The organism is Paraburkholderia phosphatilytica (genome assembly GCF_003443895.1).
GTDB lineage: Bacteria > Pseudomonadota > Gammaproteobacteria > Burkholderiales > Burkholderiaceae > Paraburkholderia > Paraburkholderia phosphatilytica.
The window spans coordinates 1-18,277 of the sequence record NZ_QQOA01000064.1 but is presented as its reverse complement, the minus strand read 5'-3'; the positions used below and the strand labels follow the sequence as shown (position 1 = coordinate 18,277).

At 61.2% G+C, this 18,277-nt stretch carries 16 protein-coding genes; 4 read left to right on the top strand and 12 right to left on the bottom strand.

The features are described from left to right. Positions 1 to 9: 9 nt before the first annotated feature. Positions 10 to 981 (bottom strand): glycine betaine ABC transporter substrate-binding protein, encoded by a 972-nt coding sequence (locus tag DVS29_RS34925; protein WP_240655963.1) that lies wholly within the window; start codon positions 979 to 981, stop codon positions 10 to 12. Between the two features lie 619 nt (positions 982 to 1,600). Between DVS29_RS34925 and ltrA the strand changes: the two genes are divergently transcribed. Next, on the top strand, positions 1,601 to 2,974 hold the full coding sequence (gene ltrA, locus DVS29_RS34915) for a group II intron reverse transcriptase/maturase (RefSeq protein WP_118185599.1): 1,374 nt from the start codon (positions 1,601 to 1,603) through the stop codon (positions 2,972 to 2,974). Between the two features lie 226 nt (positions 2,975 to 3,200). Here the strand turns inward: ltrA and DVS29_RS34910 are convergent, their stop codons facing one another. The 8 genes from DVS29_RS34910 to DVS29_RS34875 form a co-directional block, all read right to left on the bottom strand. Continuing rightward, a complete protein-coding gene (locus DVS29_RS34910; RefSeq protein ID WP_118185597.1) occupies positions 3,201 to 4,340 on the bottom strand; it encodes a porin in 1,140 nt (379 codons plus the stop codon). Positions 4,341 to 4,534: 194 nt separating this feature from the next. Beyond that, positions 4,535 to 5,074, bottom strand: coding sequence for a hypothetical protein (locus DVS29_RS34905; RefSeq protein ID WP_118185595.1), 540 nt, complete (start codon positions 5,072 to 5,074; stop codon positions 4,535 to 4,537). Positions 5,075 to 5,105: 31 nt separating this feature from the next. Next, entirely contained in the window at positions 5,106 to 5,666 is a 561-nt protein-coding gene (locus DVS29_RS34900; protein WP_164708060.1) for a cytochrome b, read from the bottom strand. A 209-nt stretch (positions 5,667 to 5,875) separates the two neighbouring features. Beyond that, complete coding sequence (locus DVS29_RS34895; RefSeq protein WP_240655964.1) at positions 5,876 to 7,297, bottom strand: aldehyde dehydrogenase family protein; 1,422 nt, start codon at positions 7,295 to 7,297, stop codon at positions 5,876 to 5,878. An 85-nt stretch (positions 7,298 to 7,382) separates the two neighbouring features. Beyond that, the gene (locus DVS29_RS34890) at positions 7,383 to 8,252 is read right to left on the bottom strand and encodes a transporter substrate-binding domain-containing protein (RefSeq protein WP_118185589.1); all 870 of its coding nucleotides are present in this window, start codon (positions 8,250 to 8,252) and stop codon (positions 7,383 to 7,385) included. Between the two features lie 37 nt (positions 8,253 to 8,289). Further along, positions 8,290 to 9,039 carry an amino acid ABC transporter ATP-binding protein gene (locus DVS29_RS34885; RefSeq protein ID WP_118185587.1) on the bottom strand — a complete coding sequence of 250 codons (750 nt, stop codon included), beginning with the start codon at positions 9,037 to 9,039 and terminating at the stop codon, positions 8,290 to 8,292. Between the two features lie 24 nt (positions 9,040 to 9,063). Continuing rightward, on the bottom strand, positions 9,064 to 9,741 hold the full coding sequence (locus tag DVS29_RS34880; protein WP_118185585.1) for an amino acid ABC transporter permease: 678 nt from the start codon (positions 9,739 to 9,741) through the stop codon (positions 9,064 to 9,066). Then, the gene (locus DVS29_RS34875) at positions 9,738 to 10,409 is read right to left on the bottom strand and encodes an amino acid ABC transporter permease (RefSeq protein WP_118185583.1); all 672 of its coding nucleotides are present in this window, start codon (positions 10,407 to 10,409) and stop codon (positions 9,738 to 9,740) included. Before DVS29_RS34875 ends, DVS29_RS34880 begins: the two co-directional genes overlap by 4 nt. 232 nt (positions 10,410 to 10,641) lie before the next feature. Between DVS29_RS34875 and DVS29_RS34870 the strand changes: the two genes are divergently transcribed. Then, positions 10,642 to 11,874 carry a GNAT family N-acetyltransferase gene (locus DVS29_RS34870; RefSeq protein ID WP_164708059.1) on the top strand — a complete coding sequence of 411 codons (1,233 nt, stop codon included), beginning with the start codon at positions 10,642 to 10,644 and terminating at the stop codon, positions 11,872 to 11,874. A 61-nt stretch (positions 11,875 to 11,935) separates the two neighbouring features. Here the strand turns inward: DVS29_RS34870 and argH are convergent, their stop codons facing one another. After that, positions 11,936 to 13,432: an argininosuccinate lyase gene (gene argH, locus DVS29_RS34865; RefSeq protein ID WP_164708058.1), complete on the bottom strand. Its 1,497-nt coding sequence runs from the start codon at positions 13,430 to 13,432 to the stop codon at positions 11,936 to 11,938. Between the two features lie 107 nt (positions 13,433 to 13,539). Further along, positions 13,540 to 14,049, bottom strand: a complete 510-nt coding sequence (locus tag DVS29_RS34860) for a GNAT family N-acetyltransferase (RefSeq protein WP_205962585.1) — start codon at positions 14,047 to 14,049, stop codon at positions 13,540 to 13,542. A gap of 366 nt (positions 14,050 to 14,415) precedes the next feature. On the opposite strand from DVS29_RS34860, the gene DVS29_RS34855 reads away from it, so the two are divergent. Then, entirely contained in the window at positions 14,416 to 15,660 is a 1,245-nt protein-coding gene (locus DVS29_RS34855; RefSeq protein ID WP_164708057.1) for an NAD(P)/FAD-dependent oxidoreductase, read from the top strand. A gap of 195 nt (positions 15,661 to 15,855) precedes the next feature. Here DVS29_RS34855 and DVS29_RS34850 read toward each other — a convergent pair whose 3' ends face one another. After that, on the bottom strand, positions 15,856 to 16,800 hold the full coding sequence (locus tag DVS29_RS34850; protein ID WP_118185575.1) for a LysR family transcriptional regulator: 945 nt from the start codon (positions 16,798 to 16,800) through the stop codon (positions 15,856 to 15,858). 231 nt (positions 16,801 to 17,031) lie between these two features. Between DVS29_RS34850 and DVS29_RS34845 the strand changes: the two genes are divergently transcribed. Beyond that, the gene (locus DVS29_RS34845) at positions 17,032 to 18,195 is read left to right on the top strand and encodes an MFS transporter (RefSeq protein ID WP_118185573.1); all 1,164 of its coding nucleotides are present in this window, start codon (positions 17,032 to 17,034) and stop codon (positions 18,193 to 18,195) included. Positions 18,196 to 18,277: the final 82 nt, after the last annotated feature.

Sequence of the window (18,277 nt, the reverse complement as noted above, 5' to 3'; positions counted from 1 at the left end):
CCGACTGCCTCAGCTACCGGCGAAACTTGCTGCCAACGCCTTCGACGCGTCTGCGCCGTCGAATGTCTTTACGCCCGCCACCCATCCGGAAACTACCTCAGGGTGTTGCTTCAGATACGCCACCGCGACGCGGTTCGCGTCATCGCCTTGGGAAACTTTCGCCATCAACTGGCTTTCCATCGGCACTGAAAACTGCAGGTTCGAGATCAGTCGGGCCGCGTTCGGGCATCGAATCATGAAGTCGCTCGCGACCGCCGTATAGACACGTGCTGCACGTGCGCTGCTCTCGTCATTCTGGAGATACATCATCCGGATGTCTTCGTTCATTGGATGCGGCTGCCATCCCCAGAACACGATCCATTGCTTCATCCGGACAGCTCGCTTCACTGCAGCGAGCATCGATGCCTCGCTCGATTCGACCAGGGTGAATTTTCCTAGCCCATACGCGTTGCTTGCGATCAGTTTTCGCAGGCCGTTGTTCGCGCTGCTGCCCGATTCGATCCCGTAGATCTTGCCACCGAGCTTGTCGTAGTAGCGCGCGAGGTCCTTGTAGCTTTTCAGGCCCGCGTCCGCTTCGTATGTCGGTACCGCCAGCGAAGACATCGCGCCGTCAAGGTTCGGCTTCGGCAGCACCATGATGCTCTTGTCCGCGACGTAGGGTGTGATCGCGGCTTCCTCGTTCGGCCACCAGTAGCCGAGCGACACGTCAATCTGCTTCTTCTGCAGGCCGACGAAGGAGATAGGCACCGACACGCGCACCGGCGACGTGGAATAGCCTAGCGGCCCGAGCATTGCCGTTGCGAGTGCATTGGTGACTGTGAGGTCCGACCAGCCGATATCGGCGAAGCGGAGCTGCCTGCAGGTTTGCGCATCCTGGGCGTGGGCCACCGTCAACATCAGGCTGAACGTGAGTACAGCGGCTCGTCGAGCTTGTCTGGCGACAATATGGAGACGGAGTGGCATCTTTTCTCGCAGGGGCATGGTTGAAGACAGCGTACGAGCGCAAATTTGGAAGGAGTCGTCTGGGAGCGACGGCATGTTGACCGAGAGCGACGCTGCAAGGCTTCTTTGCGACACTTAGCGCCAATTGGCCGGCCAGATCACTTGAATGTCCTTTCAATTGTCAGAAGCGGCCGGTCGCCTTTCGCCTGGATCAGTGGCCGATCAGGGTGTGCGCCGTGAAAAGGCGGCGCTTTCCAGCGGGTGTAAGCCCCGCCCGGCAACCGCTCCAGCCGGAAGCAACTGGAGCAGCCATGGAGGTAACGAAGTGGTTGAAGCCTCTGGTTAAGCGTGTCACGAATTGGTGACAGCGCGAGTGTGCAGGCCGTAACGCGAGTGAACGCCGAGCAAACCTCGAAAAGGTCGATGCGCAGGCCGACCCGACAACCCTATCGGGGAAGGTTGATACGACTGAGCGAATGAGCAGGCTGGACGCCCAGTCGCTGCGCCGGGGTAGTGGCGACAGCATGTACACAAGGAAAGCGTACGCAACACGGGAAGTCCCTCGGCGTGGTCAGGGATGACCAACCGGATGCCCGTGAGGGACAGGCCGGGCGCCTTGGGATGACGGAGAGGCCCGTAGTACTGGTGAAACCGGGTAATGCCGGTGGAGGGAAGGGGCCTCAGTTCAAGACAGACGCAATACGTAGTGAGGACGTGGAGAGTGGGCAACCTATTAACTCCGATTCGTGTTCAGAAGCTGCAGATGGCGTTACACGCGAAAGCGAAGGCAGAAGCCGGGTACCGCTTCTACGCTCTGTACGACAAGATCTATCGCGAGGATGTGCTGACGCATGCGTACGCCCAGTGCCGCTCGAACAGGGGCGCGCCGGGTGTCGATCGGCAAGACTTCGCGAAGGTCGAAGCGTATGGGGTGCAGAAGTGGCTCGGCGAACTGGCGCTTGCGCTCAGGCAGAAGACTTACCGGCCGGACCCTATCAGAAGAGTGTTTATCCCGAAGGCCAATGGCAAGCTGAGGCCGCTGGGCATCTCGACCTTGCGCGATCGGGTGTGCATGACAGCAGCGATGCTCGTGCTCGAACCGATCTTCGAAGCTGACCTTCCATCAGAGCAGTACGCTTACCGCCCGGGGCGAAACGCCCAGCAAGCGGTGATCGAGGTAGAGGAACGGCTGCATCGAGGGCAAACGGACGTTGTTGATGCTGACCTCGCGGACTACTTCGGAAGTATTCCACACGCCGAATTGATGCTGTCGCTCACGCGACGCATCGTTGATCGGCGTGTGCTGCATCTGATCAAGATGTGGCTGGAATGCCCCGTTGAAGAAACCGATGACCGAGGCCGGAAGAAACGCACGACGGAGGCTCGAGATAGCGGACGCGGCATTCCGCAAGGGTCTCCCATCTCACCACTGCTGGCAAATGTCTACATGCGCCGGTTCGTGCTGGCATGGAAGAAGCTCGGACTTCAGCGAAGTCTTGGCAGTCGCATTGTGACCTATGCAGATGACCTGGTGATTCTGTGCAAGCGAGGCAAGGCCGAAGAGGCGTTGCTGAGACTGCGCGAGATCATGAGCAAGCTGAAGCTGACGGTCAACGAGGAGAAGACACGAATCTGCAAGGTGCCGGAAGGCGAATTCGACTTTCTGGGTTATACGTTTGGGCGGCTGTACTCAGCGACGACTGGCAAGGCCCGCATGGGTATGCGTCCGTCGAAGAAGAGTATCCGTCGCATGGTCGAGAAGATTCATGCGATGACTGCCCTCAAGACGGTATGGCAGGAGACCACGGAGCTGGTGGGCAAGTTGAACCGCACGCTGCGCGGCTGGGCGAACTACTTCAGTGTAGGCACGGACAGACGCGCGTATCGGGCGCTCGACAACTACACCGCTGCGCGGTTGCGTCGGTGGTTACGCAACAAGTACAAGGTTCGACGTCGCAGGGGCGGGACTTATCCATCCCAGCACCTCTACGGGCACTTCGGTCTCGTGCGTCTGACTGGTCCCTGGTTGTGAACCTGCCGTGTACGAAGGTGTGATGTCTTGTCCGAGAGCCGGATGCGGGAGATCTGCATGTCCGGTTCGATGAGCGGGGTGTGGAAACGGGGTTAGGGCGAGGTTATTCGGGCACCGCCAGACGAAAGAGGCGGCAACAGACAAACCGAACCTACTGCTACCGCGCCACATCTCGACTCTACCGGCACGAGGCAGTCGAACTGCGCGACAGTGGTACGGAAGGCCGCTAGAACTGATGCCTGAACCCGATACGCGTGACATATTGGTAGGTCTTCGACGAAGCCCCCGCGGATTCCGGAACGTACGCACGATCCAGGATCGTGCCGGAAACGTCGCCGTCGACTTTCACATAAGCCCCCTGCAGACAAACATCCGTCTGTTTCGAAAGGAAGTAGTCGATCGAAAAGCCAGCAGTGTGATAGTCCGGACTTTTCTTGCCTTCCGCGCTTGCCACGGAGCTTTGCGTGAAGACATACTGGGCGCCAACATACAGAGCCGGAGTGACCTGGTACGATCCGCTGATCTCGAAATTTTCGAAATTCAATGAGTCGAGCGGTGCCCTGGAAGCGAGCGTTAGCGGCCCGGCATAGATCGAGGAAACAGGGTCTTTTAATTGTGTTCTCGTGTACACGAGGCCAATCAACGCCCGGCCAAACGCATAGTTCATACCCGCACCAAAGATATCCATATGCTTCGCGACGAATATGCTGTCGGTATTCGTTAGCGCACCAGTTGATCCGTTGCCCGGGTTGTCTGCGTCAAGATAGGCAACACCAAGGCTCAGACCGTTGTGGTGATAGCTGCCGCCGACGCTCGTTTCCCGGTTGTTTGCAAATTCCGTCGCGTTGCTGAAACTATAGGTTCCGCCGAATCTAACCCCAGCTATATCCGGGCTCTGGTATCGGATCGTGTTGTTAGCCCGGTTGGACGTGTCGGTATTGTCGTTATCGTACGGGTGGGCAAGCAGAAAGCCACCCCAACTTCCGTTGGCCGTCAAGGGAGCAACGTAATCGACGACGGAATCGTACTGGCGACCCAGTCTGACACTACCGAAATTTTTTGAATCGAGTCCGACGTATGCCAGTCTTCCCCATATCAAGCCTTGCGCGAGCTTGCCGCTATTGTTATCGAACACATCGGCAAGAAAAAAATTCGCCGTGAGTCCGCCGCCAAGGTCTTCGGTGCCCTTCAAGCCAATCCTTGTTCCCTGAATGCCGCCGCTTGTCATCTGATAAGCGTGCTTTCCCGCATCGTTGCTGGTGAAGTTCACGCCGTCGCTGATAACGCCAAACAGCGTGACACTGCTTTGAGCCATTGCAGGTACCGACAGACTGCAGAAAAGTGAAAATGTTATCAACCGCTTCATATTTTATCTCCGCGATGGCGATATGCCATGTCCCCTGACGCAGTCCGATCTGAAGGATTGGCTCCCCAGCGCAAGAGGCGGATCATGCCGATCCACCTGTGCGCCAGGCCAGCATCGGTTCAAGGAACCTTTGAGAGGTACGGCTGCTGCGCAAGCGGTGAGCGAACGTCAGCGCTTGCGATAACTTTTTTCGCCTATTCGTTCGGAAACGCCACGGCACTGAAATTCGGGTAATAGATTTCCACTTTGGTTCCGTTTGACTCCACCTGCTGAAACGTCAATTCATAAGTGTGCTTACCAGGCGCAGCGTCGAACACAGTCGTGCCACTGAGGGTTTCCCGATCGTTGTCGTACTTGTTGGTGTCGTGAATGGCTGGACTGCCCAGATTGATGCGATTGATCGGGCGAGCTTTGCCGCCGTCCATCGAAACCATCGCGCGAATGTAGCAAGGGCAATTCTCGGCATGCTCAGAAGTGATTTCGCTTGAAAACTGAACGAGCACCTTGGACGGTGCCTTCACGTCGAGCGAGAGCGTCGACACGATGAATGGCTGTTTTCCGTTAATGAAATACTCCGTGTTCCACCCCGGCGTGCTGAAGTCGGCAATCTGTGGCGATGCGGCGAGTGCAAAGGATGCCGGCGTCACGAGCGCGACGGAGAGGGCAATTGCCAGTACGCGATGAATCAAGGCCGTCGTTGCCGAGGTTTCAGCATGATGGAAATGCGCTGCCATTTTTAATCTCCGTGATGAAATGATCTGGGATTCAGAAGGGACTCATCCGCCGGATGAGCCGGTCCTTGCGTACGTAGTGGTGCCACAAAGCGGCCGCCGAATGAAGCGTAGCCAGGGCAATTAACATGATTGCGCTGTAGTAGTGAGCATTGGTCAGGAATTTCCCCATGCTTGCGTTCGGCGGCCAGATTCCAGGGATATGCCACATGAAAAACGACCATCCCATCGGACCATAGGCGCCGCGCCACAATTTGAATGCGGGCACCAGAATCAACAGGACAAGCAGAAGACTCTTGGTAACCCGAGCTGCCATTGCGCGCCATCTGGTATCTGGAAACTCGCCAGGCGAATTCCGCGTGGTCCGGTGAAGGACGCTAATGATGGTCAGAACGAAGATGATTTCTCCAAGCGACCGATGCCAGTAGTAATAGGCTGCGTATGCCGAGCTCTTATAGTCGAGCTTGTAGAAGAGAAAGCCCAGGATGCAGACAACGACCACAAGAATGAAAATTGTCCAGTGAACGAGCACCGAGAGCCGATCAAACGTCTTCGGTCTCGCATGTGAAGCTTCTTGAGCGCTGATCGAATTCATGACGAGCTTCCATAAGTTAGGTATACGGAATATATGAATTGGACGTCGATGCATCACAACCCGACTTCGCATGAAAGAAATGTAGGTGTCCTGTGTTTTCGTGTCAACAGTCGTAAACCATTAAACTGTTGACAGTTGTTATGCTGACGACATCGCTATAGTCCCGATGTGCCCGGGTGCGAGCGTTCCGGCGACCTCGCTATCGAGCCCTAGTCAAGCAAGGAGGGATCGATGTTCACTGACCGCAGGTTGCTGAACGCGCGCAATCCAAGTGGTGAAAGCGCAATCGAACCGTTGCCCGAGTTCTTGTGGCCAATCCAGCCAAGGCGTGCATCGACGAAGTTGCATCGGTTCACGTAAACCGTGCCCGTTTCGGCCGCGTCGACGAATTCGTCCGCCCGTGTGCGCGACCGCGTAAAGACTGATGCGCTGAGGCCATAACGGGTCGCGTTGATGAGCTCGATCGCCTCCGCGTCCGACGAAACGCGCATCACGGGCAGCACCGGACCAAAGGTTTCTTCGGAAAGTACCTCCATCCGGGGGGTGACGTCTGCGAGCAGCGTTGGCATGAGAAAGAGCGCACGGCCGATCCGCTCTGTCGTGCCGCCGGTCAGCAGCCTGGCGCCTTTCGCCACCGCGTCGTCGACCATCCCCTTGAGCGAAAGCACTGCACTTTCGCCGCCAAACAGCGGTCCGAGCGTCGTCTCCGGCAATCCTGGGTCACCTGACTGCTGTTCGAGCATGATCCGCGCGGCGCTTTCCAGGTAACGGTTGTACAGCTTCTCATGGACGAACACGCGCTTGACCGCACAGCATGATTGGCCGGAGTTGTGCAGGCGCCCGATACGCACTGTCCATTCGACCGCGCTTTCCAGATCGGCATCCTCCGCGATATAGGCCGCGTCGTTGCTGCCCAGTTCGAGCGAACTGCCGATGAACGGATTGCGAACGGCCTGACTCGCGCGGCGCGCGATGCTGTTCTGGATCGCGCGGCCACCCTGGACGGAGCCGGTAAACACGACGTGATCGATATCTGCTTCTTCGATGATGCGCGCCGACACACCGTAGTCGACGATCACGTCCTCCAGCAACGGGCCGATCCCATCCAGGTTGCCGAACGCGCGCGCGAAGTGCTGACCCACAGAAGGTGTCGTCGTGTGCTTGAGTAGGACAGCGCTGCCGGCGAGCAGCGCACACACGGTGCCGTTGATCGCGCAGAAGAGCGGGTAATTCCAGGGCGTGATGATGTAGACGACGCCCTTCGGCACGCATTCGATGCGTCCTTCGAAATCGCTGGCTCCATACGCGGAGAGTTCGTGCGGTTCGAGCGCGCCGTCGCTCGCGAAACGGCACATGAATTCAGCGCGTTCGATCATGTAGTCGACTTCCGCTGCGGCCGCCGCGGTCGGCTTGCCCATCTCGCGTGTCACGTCGCGCGCTATCTCTTCGCGATGCTCGCGGAAATACTGCAACGCCTGCCGCACCAGGTCGGCGCGCCTCGCCGGCGAACGTCTGCGCCATTGGCTGGCCGCGGTCCGGCACGCGGCGAGTCTCTGTTGCACGGTTTCGAGCGGCTCGGACGGCGCGGAAAACACCGGCTCTCCGCTGAACGGATTGCGTAATTCGATCATGCTCATGGCGGCATCGTCCCTGACCCGCGCGAGCGGGTCGAATGGTCTGGCAGGAATCAAGGCGGCGTTGCGGCCGCGCGGCACCCTAACGAAGCACAGTGTTGATGCTCGTGCTGCCATCGGGCGGCGGGTTCAGATAGCCGTTCAGAACGGCCTGCTGCAGGCGCCCGGAGGTGTACTCCTTGACGGCTCGCTCGAAGGTGCCATCCTGTCTCGCCTGCGCGATCATCCGGTTCACATACAGACGCAGGCTGTCGTCACCGCGGCGCACAGCCGGCGCCCCCCAACTGATCTGGAACGAGACCGGCGACAGTTGCAGGTCGGGGTCACGGTCGGCAGCGGGCAGCAGCGCCTTGACATCTTCGGTCAGCCCGTCGGCGCGATCCTGTTTCAGTGCGACGATCGCGTCGTTCATGCTATCGAGCAGCACGAGATGGATCTTCGGGTAGTGGCTCTTGACGTACTGCGCCTGCCAGCCGCCTTTGATCGACAGCAGGGTCTTGCCGTCGAAATCGTCGAGCGTTTTGTACTGCGCCTGGCCGTGCGGCACGAGCACGCCCGAGGCGCCCCAGTTGGTGGAGTCCGCGAAGTCGACCACGCGTTTGCGTTCGTCGGTGGGGGACATCGTGGCGATCAGCAGATCGACCTTGCCGCTCGTGAGCATCTGAATGCGGGTTGCGGACGTCACGCACGTGAACACCGCCTTGTCGGGATTGCCGAACGCGTTCTTCGCGATGTAGCGCGCGAACTGCACGTCGATCCCGGCTGGCTTGCCGTCGTTGTCGAGAAACGCCGACGGTGGGGCATCGCACTTGACGCCGACGTTCAGCTGACCGGCCTTGCTGAGCGTTGCCGGCAGGGCCGCGTCGGCAGCCAGCGCAGGGCACGCGAGCGTAACGGTATAGAGCGTGACGCTCGTCAGCGCGGTGTAAAGGAGTGCCTGGTACCTTTTCATCTCGATTCTCCCTGCAGGCGCCTTCTGATTCAGGCGCTTACTTGTGGTTGGCAATGAACCGGCGCGCGCGGTCGGTCGTGGGCGTAGCGAAAAAAATCTCCGGAGCGCAGGACTCGAGTATCGTGCCCTGATCCATGAACACGATCCGGTCCGCGCAGCGTCGCGCAAAGCCGGTCTCGTGCGTGACGACGATCGACGTCAGGCCATCCGCGGTGAGATCGTCGATGATCGCGAGTACCTCGCCGACGGTCTCCGGATCGAGTGCCGAGGTGGGCTCGTCGAATAGCATGATGTCCGGCTGCATCATCATCGAACGCACGATCGCGATACGCTGCTGCTGGCCACCCGAGAGCTGGCACGGATAGGCATCGGCCTTCTCGTACAGACCGACACGCTTGAGCAGCGCGCGGGCACGCTGATCGGCGTCGTCACGCGAGAGCACTTTCTCCCGAACGGGAGCGAAGCAGAGATTGCGCAGCACAGTGAAGTGCGGGAACAGCGAGTAGTCCTGAAAGACCATGCCGATACTGCGTCGTACGCCGCGCCACGCGTTTTCGTTCAGCTGGGTGACGTCGCGCCCCCGGTACAGGATCGCACCGCCGGCGGTCTTTTCCAGGCCGTTGAGGCAACGAATGAAGGTGCTCTTGCCCGAACCGCTCGAGCCCATCACGACGATGCGCTCGCCCGGTTGCACGCACAGATCGATACCCCGCAATACCTCGACTTCGCCGTAGCGCTTGCGCAGTCCTCGCGTTTCGAGGATCGGTGCCGCGGTCATTTCATGCATTGCATACTCCCTGTGGAGAGGGGTTCACTGACGCCGCGTCGGCGCGGCGAAGATCTTCTCGAGACGGCGGGTGCCGCGTGTCATGGCCGTGCCGGCAACGAAGTAAATGAGCAGGATGAAGGCATAGACGGTGATACCCGGCATGCCGCCGCGAAAATAGGCGGCACGCTCGATCACGATCTGCGCGCTCTTGAGCAGTTCGGTTGCACCGATCAGCGCACCGAGCGACGTGGATTGCAGCAGGATCGTGCACAGGCCGGCGTACGCTGGAATGATCGGACGGATCGCCTGCGGCACGATGATGCGGAAGAATATGTCGAGGCTACGCACGCCGAGCGCGCGCGCGCTTTCGATCTGATGCCGGGGCACCGCGCAGATTCCGCCGCGCACGATTTCCGCGCCGTTCGCGCCGCCCCACAGCGACAGGCTGACAATCGTCGCCTCGACTGGCCCGAACTGCAGCCCGAATGACGGTGCGCCGAAGAACACGAAGAACACGCTGACGATCTGCGGCACGTCGCGGAAAAACTCGGTAATGCCGCGCGCGACGGTGCGCAGCATGCCGACCCGCGACGTTGCGATGCCGCCTAGCAGCACGGCGATCACAGTCGAGAACGATGCGCTCAGCAGGAAGATGAACGCGGAGAGGCGAGCGGCGCGCAGGAACAGACCCGCATTGTCGGTAATGAGGTGCAGGCTCATCGTGCGAGCCCCCGGCCAAGGCGCGCCTCGAGCAGGCTCGCCGCGAAGGACATGCCCACCACGATCGCCAGATAGCCGACAAAGAGCGCGAAGAAGTTCTCGAGCCCGCGCGCGCTGTTGGCGATGTTGTCCATCGCCACGTAAGTCAGCTCGGGCACGCCGATGGCGGTGAGCAGCGCGGAGTTCTTGGTGGTCGACACTGCGGTGTTCATCATCGAGGGGACTACCGTGCGGGTTGCTACGGGTAGCACGACGAACACGAATGTGCGCATCGGATGCAGGCCGAGCGCGCGGGCCGCCTCGAGGAGCCGCGGCGGCAGTGCGTCGATCGCGCCGCGCAGGTTCTCGATCTGGTACGCGCCGCCCCAGATCGATAGCACGATGATGCCGGACCACAGCGCATCGACACGGATGCCGATCTCCGGCAGGCCGAAGTAAAAGAAGAACATCTGCACCAGCAGCGGCGTGTTGCGGATCAGCGCGATGTAGCCGCGTACCGCGCGCCGCAGCACGGGCACCTCGAAGAACAGGACGGTCGCGCCGAGATAGCCGATCGCGATCGACGCGCAGATGCAGACGACCGCGAGCACGATGGTCAGACGGAGTCCGGTGAGCAGCAGGGGCGTGGCGCCCCACAGGTAATGCCAGTCAAACGAGATACCGATCATGCTGTTTTCCCGCCGATGATATGGCTATGACAAGGCGTCCTGAACGCAGCCATCTCCCGGTGCATGCGGCGACGTCTGGTCTCCCGGTGACGTCGGCTGGCGTTGACTGTTCTGCTGCACACGCAATGCCGGATAGATTCAATCTAGGGCGCCGATATAATACTGTCAACAGTTTAGTTTGCTTAAAATGTCGACAATGGCTATCATGGTTCGATCAAAAAGGAACCCCCTCATGGACGACTTTGCGACCACCAGCCCCGTGGCCGATGCCACCGTTGGGGCAACCAGGCGGCGACTCCTCGTCGACACCGTCACGCGCGAAATCTCGCAGATCATTCTCGAAGGCGAACTGAAGCCCGGCGACAAGCTCAACGAGGTCGAGATCGCCCGGCGTCTCGGCGTGAGCCGTGGCCCGGTGCGCGAGGCCGTCCGTCAGCTGCAGGAGGCCGGTCTGCTCGAATCGGAGCCGTTTCGCGGCTCGTTCGTGCGTACCCTGAGCCAGAAGCAGGTGGCCGATATCTACGCGCTGCGCTCGCTGCTCGAAAGCACGGCCGTTGCCGAAGCGATCCGCCTTGCCACCTCGGCCGATCTCGATGCGATCGAGCGGGCCCTGCACGAGACCGAAACGGCGGCGCTGGCCAATGCGAAGGGCCGCATGATCGAGGCGGACGTCGCGTTTCACACGGCGATCTGTCGTGCCGGGCACAACGAACGCATCACCGATACCTTTACGAAGCTCGCTGCCGAACTGCGACTCGTGCATCTGCTGATGAATCCGGAGCCGGCGCGGCTGCGTGCCGCGGCGCGCAGTCATGCGGCGATTCTCGAGGACATCCGGTTGCGCGGGCTCGATCGCGCGGTCAGTGCGGTGCGCCGTCACATCAACGACGAGCGCGACCAGGTGCTGCAATACCTGGGGCCGCACGGCGACAGCGTCTCGTTGCCGGCCGCCGAGCCTGACGCGATGGCCGACGTCATCCAGACCGCTGACTCGCTCGCGGGACGCGTCACGGTTTGCGCCCACCGCCGCGAAGACTTTCCGCTGCTCGCGCGGATGAACCGCGAGCTTGCCGACGACGAAGGGCATCGCAATCCGATGACCGTGGCACAGCTCGAGGACCGGTTCCGGCGTTTCGTCGACGAGGAAGGCTGGAGCGTCGATCTCTTCATGCTGGACGATGAAGTCATCGGTTACGCGACGCATCGGTACGTGCCTGATCCCGCCGAGCCGGGCGGACAGCATGTGCATCTGCGGCAGTTCTATATCGTGCGTCACCGCCGGCGAGGCGGCACCGGTCACGTCGTCTTCGACGCGCTGGTGCGGGCCCGTTTCCGTCCCGGCGAACGCATCTACCTCGAAGTCATCGAGAACAATCCCGGCGGCAAGGTGTTCTGGCAGCGCACCGGTTTCACGCCCTACGGAACCATCATGGAACATGTCATCGACTCGCGGATCAGGAACTAGAGGCTGGGCGCCATGACTACTATGGCCCGCGAACGCACCGAGGTGCGTTCGCGGGCCTTGCTCATCGAGCGGTCAATTCGCTGACCACGCGCGACAGTTCCTGCGAGGCGTCGTCGAGCTTGCGCAGACGTGCTGCAAGCCGTTGCTGCTGCTGCGCAAGTTCCTCGCGGGTCGCGTCGATCATGCGTTTCACCGCAACCGGTGCCGGACCGCCGATGCCTTCCCGTCGGGCCACGTTCCGCACCGGGTCGAGCGCGTCCTGCACGTCGGTCGCGGAGATATCGAGCGCATGGCCAAGCTGCGCGTGCGCCGCCTTCTGCACCAGTTCGAGGTCGATCTCGTTGGCGGTTCTGCGCTCGTCGAGCGCGGCATTCACCACCCGTGCGATCACCTCGTGCGCCTCGCGATAGTCGATGCCAGTGACGCGCACCAGCATATCGGTGAGGTCGGTCATCGTCGCGAAGTTTTCGGCGGCATAGCGCAGCATCTGCTCTGCATTCGGTTGCAGTGTGCGCACCACACCGGTCATCGCATGGGTCGCGGCGATCATGCCGTCGATCGAGCGCGGCTCGAGACCGACGCGCGCGGCGCTGTACTGGTACTCGATGGCGTTGAGCGAGGTGAGGATCGCGACCAGCGGCCCCATCGTCGCGGCCGCGGCCTGACGGGTGCGCTCCAGCGAATCCGGGTTCTTCTTCTGCGGCATGATGCTGCTCGTGCCGGCAAACGCGGGATCGAGTTCGGCGACGCGGTATTCGTCGGTGCTCCACAACTGGATCTCGGAGGCGAGCCGGCTCAGGCTGCTCATATAGATTGCGTTGTCCGCCGCGAATTCGGCGATGTGGTCCCAGCCCGCGACGCCCTCGATCGTGTTGACCACGAGCGAATCGAAGCCGAGCAGGGCGGCCGTGCGTTCCCGATCGATCGGCCAGCCGGTGCCCGCCGTGGCCGCGGCGCCTAGCGGACACTGGTTGATGCGCGCATAGAGCTGCTCGTAGCGGTCGAGGCTCTTGCCGAGGCTCTCCGCGTAGGCCATCAGATAGTGACCGAGCGTAATCGGCTGCGCTTCCTTGCGCTGCGTATAGACGACCATCACGGTGTCGAGATGCTCGGCCGCTTTCGCGACCACCGTCGCGCGCAGCGCGATCACCGCCTCGATCGTGCGATTCAGTTCGTCACGCAGAAGCATCCGTTTGACCGTATTCGCGAGGTCGTTGCGGCTGCGCCCGAGGTGCATCTTGCCGCCGACGGCGCCTGCCGTTTTCTTCAGCGCCGCCTCGTACGGCAGATACGTGCGCAAAGAGGGGTTTCCGGCTGCGTCGGCGTCGACTGCCTCGAGGCCGCGCAGGATCTGCGACGCTTCATCGCGGCGGATGATGCCGCACTCGGCAAGCATCACCACATGCGCGCGATGCAGATGGCTTTCGTACGGAAACGTCGCGTCGACCAGCGTTTTCGCGGCGGCGTCGAAGTCGTAGAGCTCCTGGAACTCCGGGGCTTTCGCTACGGAGCTGCGGCCAATTCGGGTGGCGTCCTTGACGCCGGGACTGTTCGACATGGAACTCGGTTCTCCTGATCGTTGATGGTCAAAGGGTGGGGCCGTGTATGCGAGGCCCGCATGTATCGTGCTTCGCCCGTCACCCGAGGGGCGTCGGGGCGACGCGGTCATGTCCTGCGTATCAGGTACTCCATCGTGGTGTCGTAGGGCGTGAAGCCGGTCCTCGACCAGAACTGCTTGCCGCCGGGATTGGTTTCGAGCACGTTGAGAAAGATGCGCTCACCTTCCTTGAACCGCGATTCGATCAGCAGTTCGAACGCGCGTCGCCCGAGGCCGCCACCGCGCCGGTCGCGTGCGATATAGAACTGGCGCAGAAACACCCGCCTGCCGCTGGGTTCGGCAATGTCGGGCTCGTACCGGTGGGTCGCGAAGCCGGCAATGTCCCCGCCAAGCACGAAGACGTCGACGCTCCAGCCTTCCTCTCGAACGAAGCGACGGAAGCGCTCCTTCAACTGCGGCACCGTCATCGGATTGCGATGCCCTTCATCCTCGATCAACTCGCGGTTCATTGGCGCAAGTCGCCCGAAGTCGGCCTCGGCGGCCGGCCGGATTTCCAGTGCGTCAGTGCCGCGAGCGGGGTCGCGCAGTGGGGCGGGCGGCGTGTTGCCAGTCATCATGGAGCCTCATCTCGTGAACTGTTGACATTCTTGTATCTGTGAAATGAGATTGTCAAGTGATCAAATTGCCCGGGAAATCCCGTATTTATTGATGGTTGACAAATTAAGTGTCGGCGAACAATCTTCATAGTCAACACATACAAAAAGTGTCAACACTTTGATGGTGGCATAGCTGAGCGATCGAATGGCGTGCTCTCACGAGCGGAAATCGGCACCGGTTCAACTGCGGGAACAGCGCGATGACGACCGATCAGGCCTCGACTACACGGAAGCGAACAGACAATGACGGGAAACGTACTGGCTGCAGATTTCAAGGCGGAGCCGTTCTGGTGGGAAGACGCGGCACCGTTTCGCCACGAAGGGGAATTGCCCGCGAAGGTCGACGTGCTCATCGTGGGATCGGGTTTTTGCGGGCTGTCCGCCGGCATTCGCAGTCTCGAGCTTGGCAGTTCCGCGCTCGTGGTGGATGCGGGGCCGATCGGCGGGTATGCGAGTTCGCGCAGCGGGGCCATGCTCTCGAGCGGACAGAAATTCCTGCTGACCGGGGCGTCGCAGAGCTTCAGCGCCGAACAGGTCGACGCGGCCAGCCGCCTGCATGCGGAAGCGTTCGAGTTCGTTAAAGGTCTGGCGCTGAAGGAGAAGCTGGAGTTCGACTTCCAGCAATGCGGGCGGGTCTTTCTCGCGTCGGTGCCAGCCGATGCCGCGCGTTTCGACACACATGCGCAGGTGCTGCGCAGTCGTGCGGGGGTTTCAGCGCGTGTGCTCCGTCGTGACGAACTGCATGACGAGATCGGCACGGACTACTATTTCGGCGGCATGGTGGTCGAGGAGTTCGGCGGCATCCATCCTTCGAAGTTCGGCCGTGCGCTCGCGCGAAGTTTTCTCACTGCCGGCGGGCTTGCGGCGTCGCACCTGCGGGTGACCGATGTCGCGCGCACGGGTGGGGGCTTTCGCGTCGAAACCGCACGCGGCACGGTGCTGGCGAAGCACGTACTGTTTGCGACCAACGGCTATACCGACCGCGCATTCGGCTATCTGAAGAGCCGGGTCGCGCCGGCGGCCTCATACATCATCGCCACGGAACGTTTGCCCGCGGCTGTGATGGCCGAAGCGATGCCTCGGCGCCGCATGTATTCCGACAGCAAACGCAACCTGTGGTATTTCCGTCCATCGCCGGCCGGCGACCGGATCCTCTTCGGTGCTCGACCGGGAGCCATGCTCGTTCCGGTCGATGAAGCGGCCCGGACGCTGCACGGTTTTCTCTGCAGGGTGTTTCCGCAACTTCGTGACGTGAAGATCAGTCATTGCTGGACCGGTAATGTGGCGATGACCCACAGCCACCTGCAGCAGATGGGATCGGTCGACGGAATCCATTATGCGGTGGGATGCAACGGCAGCGGGGCGGCGATCATGCCTTATCTCGGTCGTCTGGCGGCGGAGCGTATGCTTGGCTTTCGTGCGACTCCGACGCTATTCGAGTGTTCGCCGTTCAAGGCTTTTCCACCATACGGCAAGTATCCGTGGTTTGTACCGCTCGCGGTCGCGGGTTACGACATGCTCGACTGGATCGACCGGAAGCGCGCAAGTTTGAAAGAGGTAGCAGGGCGTTGACCAAGAGACGGCATCGGACTATCACAATACGTGCCCATCTATTGGGCCGCCGCTGGCTGCACAGGCAATTGAAACAACTGCACGAAATATCTGATAGTGCTTGTTGACACCGAACACAAGGCGCGTCGGTGAGCTAAGCGAACAGTGCCGAACTGCGACGCTCACCGCTCGCTGTCCAGCGGCGAAACGCAAACCTCATTTCAACGCGTCGCTCCCGGACGGCGCTTCGTCGGTCCATTGCGCGTACGGATCGAACGGCACGCGCGTCTCCATGTCGAGCATGAACTTCGCGAGCGGTCCGTTCATGTGATCGCGTCGCCACACGAATTCCAGCGGATAGGTTAGCGTTAGTTCGGGATGCTGAATCAGCTGCGTTCCCGGCGGGCAGCTATGCAACGCGGTGTCCGGTACGATCGAATAGCCGAGCCCCGCAGCCACGAGTCCGAGAATGGTCGTCGTATCGCCGCCAAGCTGCACGATATTGGGCGAGAATCCCGCCAGCTGACATTGCCGGATCAGGAAATCGTAGTAAGCGGGCGCGGTATCGCGGTCGAACCACACACACGGGAGCGCCGCGAGATCGGCGAGCCGCTCCGGAACCTTCATGCTGGCCGAAGCACGCTTCGGCATCGCGATGCGCAACCCGCAGCGCAGCACCGTGATAGCGTCGAAGCGCGAATCGCGCTCGTCGCGCCAGCCGAGAAACCCCCCATCGAGCTTGCCTTCCGCGAGCGCGGTCAGCTGCTTCGCGGCGAGCAGCGGCTCGACGCGAAGCGAGATGTCGGGCTGCGCCTGCCGAAAGCGGTTGATCTGCGACAGGATCGCCGGATGCCAGCTATAGGTCGGCGATACGCCGAGCCGCAATGCGCCCGCGCTGCCCTGCGCCACTCTCAATGCTCGTTGCCGCGCAGACTGGAAATCGATCAGCAGCCTGCGCGCATCCAGTGCGAACTGTTCTCCTGCTGCGGTCAGCTCGACGCCTTTGGCGCTGCGTGAAAAGAGCGGTGCGCCGAGTTCTTCCTCGAGATCGCGAATTTGCCGGCTCAATGCGGGCTGCACGATATGCAGTTGCCGCGCCGCAGCAGCGACGCTGCCCGAATCGGCGACGGCGAGGAAATAGCGTATGTGTCGAATGTCCATTGGCGCACTTGGGCGTGACGGTGCGCGCAGTCTCGCATGTCAAAACCGTGTGAGCCAGACGGGCTTACCCGCTGGGCCTTGCATGAAGGGTGGCTGGAAGCATTGTCCCGCAAGGCTTTGCGGTGTGCTATGCCAGGAAGGTATCGGCGCTATTTTTAAACAGTATGCCGAAGGAGCATGGGGCTGGCGTTAAGTTGACGGGCATTCCAACGATACGTGGACAGACCTCCCATGCGACGAACGACACCACCACGCGATCCCGCTGCAAGCGGCGTAAAGACATTTGCGGCCGCATCGATCGGCAACCTGCTAGAGATCTACGACTTCATCGCCTACGGCATTTTCGCTGTCCCCATCTCCCGCACTTTCTTCGCCACCCACTCGGATTTTATGTCGCTGCTGCTGACGTTCATCACGTTCGCGGTCGGCTTTGTCGCGCGTCCGCTCGGCGCGCTGGTGCTTGGCCGTTACGCGGACCGCGCCGGCCGACGCCGCGCGCTCAGTCTCACGCTGCTGCTGATGGCCGCGGGGACGCTCGTGCCCGCGGTGTGCCCTTCGTATGCGGCGATTGGCATTGCGGCGCCGGTGATCGTCGCGTGCGGACGCCTGCTGCAGGGCTTTTCCGCGGGCGGTGAAATTGGCGGCGCGGTTGCGCTGCTGGTGGAGAATGCGCCCGAGTCGCGAAAGGGCTTTGCGTCGTCTTTCCAGCAGATGTCGCAAGGCGGCGGCGCGATGCTCGCGGGTCTCGTCGGATTGATGCTGACGCATCTGTTTACCGATGCGCAGATCACGGGTGGCGCGTGGCGGCTCGCATTCGTGTTCGGATTGCTGATCGGTCCGGTGGGCTGGTACGTTCGCCGTTCAATTCCGGAGACGGCTGCGTTCGAGCGCTCGAGCCTGCAACGCAAGGCCGATCTGTGGCCGCAGCTCGTGCGTTATCGCGGGCGGCTGTTGGGCGGTGTCGGCATTCTCGTGTTCTGGACGATCGCCACCTACGTCTCGAACTATTTCACGACCTACGCAGTGCGCGAGCTGCATCTGAGTCTCTTCGACAGCTATCTTGGCCAGCTCGGCTACGGCATCACGATGGTGATCGCCTGTCCGGTGATCGGCGCGTTGTCCGATCGGGTCGGCGTGCGCAAGCCGATGCTCGTCGGCGCGCTCGTCACCGCGGTGGCCGCGTATCCGCTCTTCTGGCTGCTGGCCCAGCACCCCAGCCGCTTCGCGCTGATCGCGGTGCAGATGACCATTTCGCTGCTGCTCGCCTGCTATGCGGCCTGCGCCTCGAACGTGCTGGCGAGCTTTTTCCCGGTGCAGTTTCGCGCAACCGGCGTCGGCTTCTCCTATGCGACCGGCGTGACGATTTTCGGCGGCCTGACGCCGCTAGTCCGTTGAACCAATGAAATTGCACTGATCTAAAGGTGCATGGGAAAAATGAATCTGAGTGAAGCCGAGCGCGAAGAATTGTTGTCGATGC

Bases quoted from the DNA above. Each gene is read 5' to 3' on its own strand.
- DVS29_RS34925 (WP_240655963.1), bottom strand. From the start codon at position 981: ATGCCCCTGCGAGAAAAGATGCCACTCCGTCTCCATATTGTCGCCAGA.
- ltrA (WP_118185599.1), top strand. From the start codon at position 1,601: ATGCCGGTGGAGGGAAGGGGCCTCAGTTCAAGACAGACGCAATACGTA.
- DVS29_RS34910 (WP_118185597.1), bottom strand. From the start codon at position 4,340: ATGAAGCGGTTGATAACATTTTCACTTTTCTGCAGTCTGTCGGTACCT.
- DVS29_RS34905 (WP_118185595.1), bottom strand. From the start codon at position 5,074: ATGGCAGCGCATTTCCATCATGCTGAAACCTCGGCAACGACGGCCTTG.
- DVS29_RS34900 (WP_164708060.1), bottom strand. From the start codon at position 5,666: ATGAATTCGATCAGCGCTCAAGAAGCTTCACATGCGAGACCGAAGACG.
- DVS29_RS34895 (WP_240655964.1), bottom strand. From the start codon at position 7,297: ATGATCGAATTACGCAATCCGTTCAGCGGAGAGCCGGTGTTTTCCGCG.
- DVS29_RS34890 (WP_118185589.1), bottom strand. From the start codon at position 8,252: ATGAAAAGGTACCAGGCACTCCTTTACACCGCGCTGACGAGCGTCACG.
- DVS29_RS34885 (WP_118185587.1), bottom strand. From the start codon at position 9,039: ATGCATGAAATGACCGCGGCACCGATCCTCGAAACGCGAGGACTGCGC.
- DVS29_RS34880 (WP_118185585.1), bottom strand. From the start codon at position 9,741: ATGAGCCTGCACCTCATTACCGACAATGCGGGTCTGTTCCTGCGCGCC.
- DVS29_RS34875 (WP_118185583.1), bottom strand. From the start codon at position 10,409: ATGATCGGTATCTCGTTTGACTGGCATTACCTGTGGGGCGCCACGCCC.
- DVS29_RS34870 (WP_164708059.1), top strand. From the start codon at position 10,642: ATGGACGACTTTGCGACCACCAGCCCCGTGGCCGATGCCACCGTTGGG.
- argH (WP_164708058.1), bottom strand. From the start codon at position 13,432: ATGTCGAACAGTCCCGGCGTCAAGGACGCCACCCGAATTGGCCGCAGC.
- DVS29_RS34860 (WP_205962585.1), bottom strand. From the start codon at position 14,049: ATGATGACTGGCAACACGCCGCCCGCCCCACTGCGCGACCCCGCTCGC.
- DVS29_RS34850 (WP_118185575.1), bottom strand. From the start codon at position 16,800: ATGGACATTCGACACATACGCTATTTCCTCGCCGTCGCCGATTCGGGC.
- DVS29_RS34845 (WP_118185573.1), top strand. From the start codon at position 17,032: ATGCGACGAACGACACCACCACGCGATCCCGCTGCAAGCGGCGTAAAG.